The organism is Maridesulfovibrio ferrireducens, assembly GCF_016342405.1.
Lineage (GTDB): Bacteria > Desulfobacterota > Desulfovibrionia > Desulfovibrionales > Desulfovibrionaceae > Maridesulfovibrio > Maridesulfovibrio ferrireducens_A.
The window spans coordinates 175,200-188,091 of sequence record NZ_JAEINN010000001.1 but is presented as its reverse complement, the minus strand read 5'-3'; the positions used below and the strand labels follow the sequence as shown (position 1 = coordinate 188,091).

Genomic DNA, 12,892 nt, shown 5'->3' with positions numbered 1-12,892 from the left:
TAAAATGGATAGCGAATTCGTCAAACAGGTCACTAAGACCCGCATGTTTACTAACCGACTGGCCGTTGTTGCCGGAGCCGGACGCTCAGGGCTTGCCGCCGCAAGGTTGCTTCACGCCCTTGGTGCCACAGTGCGTATTGTTGATGAAAACAAAAATATTACTGAAGATATTCTGAGCGGCCTCGGTGCGGATGCACAGCTTATGATCGGCCCGGCTTGTCCTGAACAGTTTAAAGGAGCCGACGTTATAGTCGTCAGCCCCGGTGTTCCTGTCCGGAAAATCAAACCGATGCTTGGCGACATGCCGGAAAGAAAAATCATTTCCGAGCTGGAACTGGCTTCATGGTTTGCAGACGAGCCGATGATTGCCATCACCGGAACGAACGGAAAAACAACGACCACTGCACTCATAACGCACATACTTGAACACTCGGGTAGAAAAGCATTTGCGGGAGCCAACTACGGAACGCCCCTCTCCGAATACATTCTGGCTAAAGGGCAGTGTGATGTTCTTGTTCTTGAAGTTTCAAGCTTTCAATTACAAAACTGCCACCTTTTCAGACCTGATGTTGCGATTCTTCTTAACATTTCAGCTAATCATCTGGATTACCATCTGGATATGGATGAATACGTTTCAGCTAAGCTTAAAATCTTCGAACGGCAGGCTCCGGATGCACTGGCAATACTTCCGGCTTCAATGCGCAATGAACTAACTCCGGCTGAATTCACAAAAGCTTCAGTCAAATGGTTTGATGGGATAAATGTTAAAGAACAACCGAATCTTCCCGGAAAACATAACCGCTCTAACATAGAAGCGGCATGGCTTGCCCTTGAAAAAATGGGCCTTACCAAAGAAGAAATTCAAGCGGGTATTGATTCATTCAAAGGAAAACGCCACCGCATTGAAAATCTAGGTTCTGTAAACGGAGTAACTTTTATCAACGACTCAAAAGGTACAAACCTTGATGCGGTCGTTGCTGCACTCGGCAGCTTTGACGGTCCTATAAGACTCTTGCTCGGCGGAGTTTTTAAAGGCGGAAAAGTTGCTGATCTGATTCCTGCTATGAAAGGAAAGGTTACAGAAGTAGCGCTGTTCGGAGCTGGACGGGAACATTTTGAATCCCCTTTGAAGAACGATTTTAAAATTTCGTGGCACGATAATCTCGAAAAGGCAGTTAAAACTCTTTTCGCGAACTCGACCGCAGGAGATACAATCCTGCTTTCACCTGCCACTGCAAGCTTTGACGCATACACAGGATATGATGCCAGAGGCGATGATTTCAAAAGGATCATGGAGGAACTGTCTTGAATAAAAAGAAGACACTTTCCGACAAACCGGAACGCCCGGACTATTGGCTCTTAGGTGCCGCATTATTGCTGGCATGCTTCGGGCTTATGATGGTTCTGTCTGCCAGCGGCATTATGGCGGAACGGTTTTTCGATGATAAATACCTGTTTTTCAGAAAACAGGCTATCTTCCTTGCGACTGGCATCTTTATGATGTTCATATGCTCAAAACTGCCTAAGTCCTTTTTTTACAATATGGTTTATGTATGGCTTATGGTGGCGTTCCTGCTGTTGTTTCTATGCGATTTCACACCTCTTTCTGTCTCAGCCGGAGGAGCCAAACGGTGGATTGCAATGGGACCGCTAAGAATACAGCCACTTGAGTTCTGTAAACCAGCACTAATACTGTATCTGGCCTACTTTTTCTCGCGCAAGCAGGACATGATCAGATCGTTCAGCATAGGCTTCCTGCCGCCTTTCGCCATTACCGGTGCATTGTGCCTGCTGCTTATGCTTCAGCCTGATTTCGGTGGAGCAGTCTTCCTTGCCATGATCCTGTTTTTCATGAGTCTGGTTGGCGGAACCCGCATATCATATCTGTTTACCTCACTCCTTTTCGCAGGCGGCGCAGGATATCTGTTAATCACTAGTTCGCCTTACAGACTAAAGCGTATGACAGCTTTCATGGACCCCTTTAAAAGCGCTCAAAACGAAGGTTATCAGCTAGTTCAGTCGCTATATGCTTTCGGTTCAGGAAACATTTTCGGACAAGGTCTTGGCGCCGGTAAACAAAAATTATTCTTCCTACCGGAAGCACACAATGACTTCATCATGGCTGTAGTCGGCGAAGAACTCGGTTTTGCGGGAGTTACAGTCGTATTTCTTGTTATCGGATTCCTGCTTTGGCGCGGCTTTAAAATAGCTCTGGCGCAGGATGATCTTCAAGACAGATTCACAGCTTACGGAATGACAATCATGCTTGCACTCGGATTTACTCTGAATCTGGCTGTTGTCATGGGTGCTGTACCTCCGAAAGGAGTCCCGATGCCTTTCGTAAGTTACGGTGGTTCCAGCATGCTGATATCATGTGTTTGCATAGGCATTCTCCTCAACCTTTCGAGGGGGAAAGTCTGATGAAACGCATCATCATCACAACAGGAGGCACCGGTGGACACGTTTTTCCAGCCTTGGCAGTTGCTGCTAAAATTCAGGAAAAACACCCACACTGTGAAATCCTTTTCCTCGGCGGCAAAGGGCCGGAAAAAGACATGGTAAGACATGCAGGAATCGAATTTATAGGTCTTCCGGCAAAGGGAGTCCTAGGCGGCGGATTTAAAAGAATTTTCGGTTCGTTTTGGATATTTAAAGCTTTTGTTCTTTCAATAAAAGAACTTGTAAGTTTTAAACCGGAAGCAGTCATAGGTTTCGGTGGATATGCCGGATTCTGTCCAGTGCTCGCAGCATGGATGCTCGGAATTCCTACTGCGATACATGAACAGAACAGCATTCCGGGAATTACAAACAGGATACTCGGTAAAATTTCAAAGGCAGTCTTCACCTCTTTTGAAGATGAAAACGAAGCTTTCCCGGCAGAAAAGGTTGATGTTGTCGGGAATCCTGTTCGTAAAGAAATAATTGATTTCGGCAGTCAGGCAAAAGAGAAGAATGTACTTATTTTTGGCGGAAGTCAGGGTGCGACCGCAATCAACAATGCAGTTATCGAAGCACTGCCCATACTCAAAGATGCAGATATCAATCTGCGGCACCAGACAGGGAAAGAAGATTTTGAACGGGTGAAAACTGAATATAAAAAGGCAGCTGTAAATTCCATGACAGTGTCTCCGTTCATTCATGATATGTCTGCCGCATATTCAGACGCTCAGCTTGTGGTTTGTCGCGCGGGAGCCTCAACAGTTTTTGAAATTGCGGCAGCAGGAAAACCGGCCATTTTTATTCCGTTTCCACAGGCCACGCATGACCACCAGACCGCCAATGCCGATTCTCTGGAAAAACTCGGCGCGGCCAAAGTCATTCCACAGAATAAACTGACCGGGAAAGTGCTGGCCCATGAAATATTAAACTTAATTTTAGACCAGGACGCACTTCAAGAGATGGCCAAGCAGGCCCTAAAATTTGCGCGCCCGGAAGCAGCCGCCGCAATAGTGGACGGCCTCGAAATAATTATTCGCATGAAAAAGGTGAGAGGTTTAGCATGATCGCAGCAGAAGGACCTAACGTACCGGCAAATATGGACACAGCATGTCCCCTTATGCGCAGCAGAGTAAGTACCATTCATATGATAGGTATCGGCGGCTCAGGCATGAGCGGAATAGCCGAAGTTCTGATCAATATGGGCTTTACCATTACAGGCTCTGACCTTGCGGCAGGAGATCCGGTTAAAAGACTTCTCAAAATGGGCGCACAGGTTTTCATCGGACACGGCGCTGAGAACGTAACTGACGCGGATGTTGTGGTGAAATCCACTGCAATTGCAGATGATAATCCGGAACTGATCAAAGCTCGCGAATTGGGTATTCCCATCATTCCAAGAGCGGAAATGCTTGCTGAACTCATGAGACTGCGCTCCGGTATAGCCGTTGCCGGAACACATGGCAAAACAACGACAACTTCATTGCTTGCAACAATTTTTACTGAAGCAGGACTTGATCCTACTGTAATTATCGGCGGCAAATTAAATACATTCGGCAGCAACGCCCGCCTCGGCGATGGACAGTTTCTCATCGCGGAAGCAGACGAATCAGACGGTTCATTCCTCTGCCTGTCACCGATCATCACAGTTGTAACCAACGTTGATATGGATCACATGGATTTCTATCCTGATCAGGAAGCCATAGACACATCATTCAGAACTTTTATGAATGCCATTCCTTTCTATGGAATGAACGTTGTCTGCGGAGACGATCCCGGGGTAATGAGACTTCTGCCTTCCATCAAACGTCCGTATATCACATACGGTCTGGGCAAGCAGAACAGACTCAGAGCGGAAATTCTTTCTTGCGAAGTTCGTAGTCTTTTTAAAGTTTTTCTTGATGATGAACTTCTCGGTGAAGTTTCACTTGCCCAGCCCGGAAAACACAATGTGCTGAATGCTCTTGGAGCAATCGGCGTGTCTCTTGAAGCCGGACTCAATAAAAAAGCAATTCTTCAAGGCCTCTCAAACTTCATGGGAGTCGGGCGCAGATTTGAAAGAAAAGGTGAATGTAAAGGTGTTCTGGTTGTGGATGACTACGGACATCACCCCGCAGAAATCAGAGCGACCATTGAAACAGCAAAAGCCTGCTATCCTACAAGACGACTGGTCATAGCTTTTCAGCCGCACAGATTTACGCGTACACAGGCACTTTTCGGAGACTTCTGCAAGACTTTCGAACTGGCTGATGAGCTTCTGCTAACTGAAATTTATCCGGCGTCTGAATCACCAATTCCCGGCGTTAACGGGATGTCACTGGCTCAGGGAATCAGACAGGTGAGTTCAACTAAAGTACGTTTTTATCCAGACTTTGAAATGATGGAAAATGAACTCCCGAACATTTTGAAACCCGGTGATATTTTCATAACCCAAGGTGCAGGATCTATTTATCGTATCGGTGAAAACTTTTTGAAATATCTGAAAAATGAATCTGAAAATGATTCAGCATCCGAAACTGCTGAAACAGTTATTCCGCTTTAAAAGCGAAGAGTAATGGCAGAGGAAAAGTAATGACACTTGAATTGCTTCATGAACCGAAAATGGCAGACCTTACCTCTTTAGGTATAGGCGGGACTGCCAGAGCGCTCGCAAAAGTGCGCGACGAAGCGGGTCTGGACGAGCTGGCTTTCTTTCACGAGAAAGAGGCAGCCGGACTTATCGCTATCGGGGAAGGAAGCAATATGCTCGCAGCTGATGGAAAGCTGAATATTGCATTTGTGCACATGGCCCTTGCAAAAAAAAACGAGCCTGAAATCTCCGGTCTGACAGTCAGAGTCTCTGCCGACACAAGACTGCCCGGGTTGCTCGCATTTCTAATTCGCAACGGCCTCAGCGGCATGGAAGGATTGGCAGGAATTCCCGGTTCTGTAGGCGGTAGCATCGCCATGAATGCCGGTTCGTACGGAACAGATATGGCTGCTTCAGTCACGAGAGTACGACTCTGGACTCCAAGCAAAGGGCTGTTCTGGAAAAACGCAGATGAAATGAACTTTGGATACAGACACTTTTCTCCCGAAACAGGTGAATTCACCTTTATATGGGAAGCAGAATTTTTACTGAACCGCTCCTTTGAAGCTGTAGTTAAGAGCAAAGTTCAGGAAGTTTTCAGTAAAAAGAAAAGCTCACAGCCTGTGCTTGAAAAAACAGCAGGCTGCGTTTTCAAAAACCCGGAAGGCTACAGCGCTGGAAAACTTCTGGATGATGCTGGATTCAAAGGCAAGACTTTAGGGGGCATGGCTTTTTCTGAAATGCACGCAAATTTTCTGGTGAATAAAGGACAGGGGACAGGGGCCGAGGCCTTAGAGCTTTTGGACATGGCCACCGAAGCTGTTAATAATAAATTCGGTATAACTCTTGAGACGGAGGTCATAGTACTACAATGAGCGTTGCAAGATTAAACAAAAGCCGTCTGAACCTGAATAACACCGACAGGAAAACACGTGCCCGCAATGTCAACAAGATGCGTAGAGAGCCGTCTCGTCCGCTTTCAGATGTTTTAACAACTCTGTTTCGCAAGACGTGCATATCTTCCGTCTGCCTGCTGATGCTGGCAATAGTAGGACTCGGCTGCCTTGCAGGATATCGCTGGCTTACAGCACATCCTTACTTTGCATTGCAGGATATCAAGGTCACTGGAAACCATCGACTGTCTTATGGGGAAATTCTTGGAATTTCTGAGGTTGGACTGAATAAAAACAGCCTTGCTGTTAATATAGGAGACGTTGAAGGCAGACTGAGCCAGAACCATTGGATTAAGTCCGCAGCGGTAAAACGCGAACTCCCGGGCAATCTGTCTATCCATGTAAGGGAAAAAACTCCTCAGTTCATGGTGAGACAAAGCGACAAACTTTTCTATTGTGACAGTTCAGGAGAACTGATTGCACCGGTTGCACCGGGCAAGTTCACCTCTCTGCCATTTTTAAATATTGAATCAGATGCCATGAGAAAAGCTGAAATACTTCCAGAATTTATGGCAGTTTTAAGCAGAAGAGAGCTTCCTTTTGATCCGGGCCAAATCGCATGGATCAACATCAAAGGCGGCGACAGAATGGAAATTTTCATGGATAACCTCGGCCTGACAATTAGGCTGGGGCTGGACAACTGGCAAGAACATCTTTCGGACCTGAACATCGTCTGGCATGACCTTAAAAACCGGGGAGAGTTCAGGAACGTTGCGACGATATCAGCTGGAAATGGTAGGGTCTGGGTTGAAAAACGGACTTCCGGCCAAGTAGCGTCGCAATGAAAAATGCCCCAATATCTAAGGTGATGAGGAGAAAATATTATGGCCAAATCTGATCTGATAGTCGGCCTCGACGTAGGCACCACTAAGATCTGTGCTGTTGTCGGAGAGGCTACAGCTAACGGAGTCGATATTGTAGGCATCGGCACTGCACCTTCTACGGGACTTCGTAAAGGAGTTGTGGTTAACATCGAGCAGACAGTTCAGTCGATAAAGAAAGCTCTTGAAGAAGCTGAACTAATGGCTGGATGTGAAATCCGTTCCGTTTACGCAGGCATAGCAGGAAGTCACATCAAAGGTTTTAACAGTCATGGAGTCATAGCTGTTAAAGGCGGAGAAGTGACGCAAAAGGATGTGGACAGAGTTATCGACGCAGCGAAAGCTGTTGCTATCCCACTTGATAGGGAAGTAATTCACACCCTGCCGCAGGAATTTATAGTAGATGACCAGCGTGGCATTGCCGATCCGCTGGGGATGGCCGGTGTGCGCCTTGAAGTTAAGGTCCACATTGTAACCGGTGCTGTGACATCAGCGCAGAATATCATTCGCTCATGTCACCGTTCAGGACTGGATGTATCAGACATCGTCCTTGAATCACTTGCTTCAAGCAAGGCTGTTCTTTCTGAAGAAGAAAGAGAAATCGGCGTTGCCATTGTAGATATCGGAGGCGGCACAACCGACCTCGCAATTTTTGCAAATGATTCAATTAAGCACACCTCGGTTATCGCCCTAGGAGGCAATAACCTGACCAATGATATAGCTTTCGGCCTTAGAACCCCCATGGGTTCGGCAGAACAGATCAAGGTCAAATACGGAACGGCTCTGACCGATCTCGTCACAACTGATGAGACCATCGAAGTTCCTTCCGTTGGAGGACGTGACCATCGCAAGATGTCTAAACGTGTTCTTGCTGAAATATGCGAGCCGCGTTGTGAAGAGATCATAGCCTTGGTGGATCAAGAACTGGTTCGAAGCGGCTACAAAAATCTGATTGCAGCCGGAGTTGTACTTACCGGTGGAACTTCACTGGTGGATGGCATGCAGGAACTTGCTGAACAGGTTTTCGACCTTCCGGTACGCATTGGTTATCCAGCCGGAATCGGAGGCCTTAAAGACGTTGTTCACAGTCCCAAATACGCAACTGCGGTGGGACTGCTTATGTACGGCGCTGAAAAGGAAGGCAGCACTGAACAAGTATTCCGTATTCGAGATGAAAATGTTTTCAACCGCATTCTGGGCAGGATGCGTAAGTGGTTCACCGATATAGCTTAGTCACGGCTGCATCAGGTGAAGGCTTTCCCGGACCCGATCATCCGGGGATTTGAAATTAATGGAAGCTTAAACAGGGGAATGAAAATGATGATGGATTACATGGAAATCGAAAACGACGGTCATGCAAAAATTAAGGTAATCGGTTGCGGTGGCGGTGGTGGAAACGCTATAAACAACATGATTCAGTCCGCTCTTACAGGCGTTCGCTTTATTGCTGCGAACACCGATGTTCAGGATATCAACAAATCTCTTGCTGAATACAAAATTCAGCTCGGCGACCAGCTGACTAAAGGTCTCGGCGCCGGCGCCAACCCGGATATCGGTAAAAATGCCGCACTCGAAAGCATCGAACTGATCCGTGAACTCGTCTGCGACTGTGACATGGTTTTCGTCACAGCCGGTATGGGCGGCGGAACCGGAACCGGAGCTGCTCCTGTCATCGCTCAGATTGCCAAAGAAGCAGGCGCACTCACAGTAGCTGTTGTCACCAAACCTTTCTATTTTGAAGGCAAACGCAGACTTCTTCAGGCTGAAAAAGGTATTGAAGAACTCAAAAGCGTTGTTGACTCAATTATCACTATTCCTAACGACCGCCTTCTACAGCTTGCAGCTAAAAAAGCAGCCTTCTCCGAAATGCTGAAAAAAGCTGATGAAGTCCTTTATTACGGTGTTAAAGGTATTGCCGATCTGATTACTGTTCATGGTTTAATCAACCTTGACTTTGCTGACGTTAAAGCAGTTATGTCCAGCTCAGGTCTCGCTCTCATGGGAACAGGAATCGCAAGAGGCGAAAACAGAGCTCGTGAAGCTGCAATGAAAGCTATCACAAGTCCTCTTCTTGAAGATGTTTCCATCGAAGGCGCTAAAGGCGTACTCATCAACATCACCTGCTCTCCTGACATGACCATTGATGAAGTCAGCGAAGCAGCAAGTATTATTTATGAAGAAGCTCACGAAGATGCACAGATTTTCTTCGGAACTGTTTTCGACCCTGAAGCAGGCGACGAAATGCGCATCACAGTTATTGCAACAGGCATCGAAACTGCTGAAGAAAAAACTATGCAGCCTGTGTGCGAAATACAGCAGCCTGTCCGCTCAAACATTACTCCGAGAGGAATGGCTCCAAGAGCAAAAGAACACGGTAACGTAAGACAGCTCGGCAACCCTCATTCAGAAGAAGACCGTTCTATCCCCGCATATCTGCGCACCGGTGCAAAACCTGCGGAAGCAGCCGGAAAACCTGAATCAGTTAGAAGTGCTGCAAATTCCGGTGGAGAAGAATTTATCTTCCACGATGATGACGATTTTGAAGTTCCTACTTTCATCCGCAAACAGGCTGATTAATTCTGTCTGCATATGAAAAATAATACGGAAACAACTCGGATTAACCGGAACACATCGGACCTTGATACATGTCAGTAAAAGAGGATTTCTTCTATTACGGACGTGAAGAACCCGCAGCCGAAGAGACTGGTGGACGTCTGCCCACGGCCCTGGTCTTCCCCGGCAGAAAGGGTGCTGCGCTCTCCACTTTAGGATGGCAGGCTGTTTATCGCCTGCTGGCTCCTGATACGGAACTTGCAGTAGAAAGGTTTTTTATAAGTGAACCGGGAAAACCTGCTGTTTCCATGGACAGTGACAAAGATCTGTCCGAGTTTCCCCTGATCGGCTTCAGCATAAACTTCGAGGAAGAGTATCTCTACCCCGTAAGAATGCTGAAAGATTCGGGTGTTCCGGCCTTAGCGTCGGAACGCCCGGGCTTCCCGCTGGTTATGGCCGGAGGTCCGGTTGCATTTTTAAATCCTGCGCCTATTGCGGCTTTTTTCGATTTTTTCTGGGTTGGAGAAGCCGAAGCCGGACTTAAGGATTTGTGCGTCGAACTCAAACGGCACATATATGACGGTGGAAGTAAAGATGACTTTCTTGAGCTGATTAAGGATAGATACGGAGTATATGTTCCGGGCAAGACCATGAATAAGGTCAAACGAGCCGTAGTTCTTCCTGAAACCAGCACGGACAACAATCAAGTTCCGGTATTAACAACACCAGCATACTCATGCTTCATCAGTCCCGAAGCTGTTTTCAAAGACATGTTCCTCGTCGAGGTAAACAGAGGATGTCCTTACGGATGCCGTTTTTGTGCGGCAGGATATATTTATAGACCTCCCAGACACGCATCTATTGATAAGCTGAAAGAAATTGTTGAACTCGCAGATCCGCCTAAAGTGGGACTCATCGGGACAGCTCTTACCGACTGGCCCGATCTTCTTCCATATATCAACTGGCTCAAAGACAGAAAAACAAAATTTTCCTTATCCTCAGTCAGAGCTGACGGACTTACCGAAGAATTACTCGACACTTTAAGAGCTTCCGGTGTTCGCACTGTGACCTTGGCTTTAGAAGGGGCAAGTAAGCGACTGAGGGACAGTGCAAGTAAAAATCTTGAAGAAGAGGATTTCCTGCGCGCTGTAGAACTTTGCGCATCCAAAGGTGTAAATCATTTAAGAATTTACATCATTGTAGGTTGGCCCGGTGAAACCGACGAAGATTACGAAGAATTTTCTAACATGCTCGAAAAAATTGATCAGGCCCGTAACCGCGGACAGGGTAAAAAGAAAAAGCAGTACATGCGCATCACCCTTGGCGCCAGTTGCCTCGTGCCGAAACCGTGGACTCCATTGCAATGGTCTGCCATGCCTTCTGAAAAAGAGCTTAAAGATGTCCTTTCAAAAGTGAGTTCGCTTACAAAAAAATATAAAGGTATAGCCTTTTCCGGAGATTCGCCTTTCCAAGCCAGACTGCAAGGGATTCTTGCCCGCGGAAACGAAGAACTACATAAATTTATTATGATAGCTGCAGAAAAAGGCGGCTGGAAAAAAGCTTTCAAATACTACGAAGGCGACCTTGAAAATATTATTGATCACAATCTGGATAAAAAAGATCCGCTGCCATGGGACTTTATTGATACGGGCATAAACAAAGCTTATCTGTGGCGTGAATGGGAACGCTATCAGCAAGGAGTTATTACTTCTCCATGTCCTCCGAAAGGTTGCGCCGAATGCCGGTCCTGTGGAATGTACAAATGGATTACAGACGAAGCTGAAAATCAATAATCAGCCTGCACCACAGCCCTCATCAACCTGCACTTGTGCAGTTAATGTGCAGATAACTGCACATTAACATACACTCACTTTTTACCACAAACAGCATAAGGCCTTAATATTACATCGTTAAAAAGTTTGGCACGCATACTGCTTTAAGTTAATTCGAGAGGGCAACAACTTTTAACAGCAGGAGATCAGATGAATAAAAAAACCTTGATCCCATTAATAATCGTATTTGTATTATCAATGGCAACAATAGCCATGGCACGCGGTGGCTCCCAGAATGGATACAACAATGGGGGCAACAGAGCAGCATTCAACCAGCTGACGCCAGAAAAACAGCAGCAAGCTCAAGCAATCATGGACAAGTACACAGCTACTTTCCAAACACTCCAAAATCAGCAATGGGCCAAACGGACCGAACTTAATGCTCTTGTAAACTCAGGCAAGGCAGACAAAGAAACAATCCATGCATTGGTAAAAGATCTCTCTGATGTAAGAGAAAAAATGTTTACCACTCATCAGAAAATGGCCGCTGAATTAGAAAAAGAAATCGGAATTACGTTCCCCGGACCGAGAAACGGATCTAGAGGAATGATGCAGGGCGGCAATAATGGCTGCGGCAACAATTACCAAAAAAATCAAAATTGCGGTTCACCGCAGGGATGTCCCCGCTTTAACTAAGCAATTGAATTAAGCGTTCATCTACACATAATAAGGAAAACGGGTAAAAAGGAGGACTTAAAAGTCCTCCTTTTTTATTAATTGCCTTTCTAATACAACAAGTTTTACGCTATACGTAGCAGAACAAAACCTCATAAATCAGGTTACTCAATATTTTTCATTAAACGTTCCATACGAATAGGAGGCTTTTCATGCTTAGAAAAATCACTTCACTAATTAGTTTCTTCGCAATTATCGTTATGTCTTTAACAAGTGTAATTCTCTACCTCGTGCCTCAAGGAAGAGTTGCATACTGGGCCGACTGGCAATTACTAGGACTTACAAAAGAACAATGGGGCGATATTCATATCTGCACCGGAGTCCTATTTCTTTTTGTTTCAATCCTTCATATCTGGCTCAATTGGAAACCTATCACCGCATATTTGAAAAAAAAGGCAGCAGCAGTAACCTTTTCATCAACAGCTTTCTTTATCAGCATTTTTATCACTCTGTATGTAGTAGTTGGAACTTTATCTGGGCTGCCCCCTATGAAACAAGTGCTTGAATTTTCGACCTACCTGAAAACTCAGGGAGAAATTAAATACGGAGTCCCACCCTACGGTCATGCGGAACTCAGCCCTCTTTCTGTCTTCTGCAAACGTATGGGGCTAGATCTTGACAAGGCTGTGGCTTCAATCAAAGCGGCCGGGATTGAAATTGAAACGTCTGCACAGTCGATCAAAGATATTGCCCATAAAGGCGGACTTACGCCAAAAGAACTTCACGAAATTATTTTGAAGGATCAGCCGACTCCAGCTACCAATATAAAATCCGGAGCTCCGATCAACAAAACCGGTATAAATCAAAATTCAGGGAATATTAAAGGAGCCGGTATGCATAACGGAGCCGGAACAGGACTGGGCCAAATGACACTTGAACAATATTGCAAAAGACAGAATCTTGATCTGAATACGGCTCTCGGAATACTTAGAGAAAAAGGTGCGGTTGTTGACAAGTCTACAACCATCCGAGACATTGCCGGAATGCTGGAGATGACATCTCCGCGTGAAATCGGAATACTTCTGCACCCTTAAAAGAATAATATAGATATAC

11 protein-coding genes are annotated in these 12,892 nt (G+C 46.0%); all 11 read left to right on the top strand.

The features are described 5' to 3' along the window. Positions 1-4 precede the first annotated feature (4 nt). A complete protein-coding gene (gene murD / locus JEY82_RS00850) occupies positions 5-1,309 on the top strand; it encodes a UDP-N-acetylmuramoyl-L-alanine--D-glutamate ligase (RefSeq protein WP_304081706.1) in 1,305 nt (434 codons plus the stop codon). Next, positions 1,306-2,421: a putative lipid II flippase FtsW gene (ftsW, locus tag JEY82_RS00845; RefSeq protein WP_304081704.1), complete on the top strand. Its 1,116-nt coding sequence runs from the start codon at positions 1,306-1,308 to the stop codon at positions 2,419-2,421. The genes murD and ftsW overlap by 4 nt, the downstream gene beginning before the upstream one ends. After that, the gene (gene murG, locus JEY82_RS00840; protein WP_304081703.1) at positions 2,421-3,503 is read left to right on the top strand and encodes an undecaprenyldiphospho-muramoylpentapeptide beta-N-acetylglucosaminyltransferase; all 1,083 of its coding nucleotides are present in this window, start codon (positions 2,421-2,423) and stop codon (positions 3,501-3,503) included. The genes ftsW and murG overlap by 1 nt, the downstream gene beginning before the upstream one ends. A gap of 53 nt (positions 3,504-3,556) precedes the next feature. Then, the gene (gene murC / locus JEY82_RS00835; protein WP_304082025.1) at positions 3,557-4,978 is read left to right on the top strand and encodes a UDP-N-acetylmuramate--L-alanine ligase; all 1,422 of its coding nucleotides are present in this window, start codon (positions 3,557-3,559) and stop codon (positions 4,976-4,978) included. A gap of 29 nt (positions 4,979-5,007) precedes the next feature. Beyond that, positions 5,008-5,880, top strand: a complete 873-nt coding sequence (gene murB, locus JEY82_RS00830) for a UDP-N-acetylmuramate dehydrogenase (protein ID WP_304081702.1) — start codon at positions 5,008-5,010, stop codon at positions 5,878-5,880. Beyond that, the gene (locus JEY82_RS00825; RefSeq protein ID WP_304081701.1) at positions 5,877-6,743 is read left to right on the top strand and encodes a cell division protein FtsQ/DivIB; all 867 of its coding nucleotides are present in this window, start codon (positions 5,877-5,879) and stop codon (positions 6,741-6,743) included. Before murB ends, JEY82_RS00825 begins: the two co-directional genes overlap by 4 nt. Positions 6,744-6,782: 39 nt before the next feature. Beyond that, positions 6,783-8,012 carry a cell division protein FtsA gene (gene ftsA / locus JEY82_RS00820; RefSeq protein ID WP_304081700.1) on the top strand — a complete coding sequence of 410 codons (1,230 nt, stop codon included), beginning with the start codon at positions 6,783-6,785 and terminating at the stop codon, positions 8,010-8,012. Positions 8,013-8,102: 90 nt separating this feature from the next. Continuing rightward, positions 8,103-9,356: a cell division protein FtsZ gene (gene ftsZ / locus JEY82_RS00815; RefSeq protein ID WP_092158754.1), complete on the top strand. Its 1,254-nt coding sequence runs from the start codon at positions 8,103-8,105 to the stop codon at positions 9,354-9,356. 68 nt (positions 9,357-9,424) lie between these two features. Then, complete coding sequence (locus JEY82_RS00810) at positions 9,425-11,125, top strand: radical SAM protein (RefSeq protein ID WP_304081698.1); 1,701 nt, start codon at positions 9,425-9,427, stop codon at positions 11,123-11,125. Positions 11,126-11,314: 189 nt separating this feature from the next. After that, on the top strand, positions 11,315-11,800 hold the full coding sequence (locus JEY82_RS00805) for a Spy/CpxP family protein refolding chaperone (protein ID WP_304081697.1): 486 nt from the start codon (positions 11,315-11,317) through the stop codon (positions 11,798-11,800). Between the two features lie 191 nt (positions 11,801-11,991). Further along, positions 11,992-12,873: a DUF4405 domain-containing protein gene (locus tag JEY82_RS00800; RefSeq protein WP_304081696.1), complete on the top strand. Its 882-nt coding sequence runs from the start codon at positions 11,992-11,994 to the stop codon at positions 12,871-12,873. Positions 12,874-12,892 lie beyond the last annotated feature (19 nt).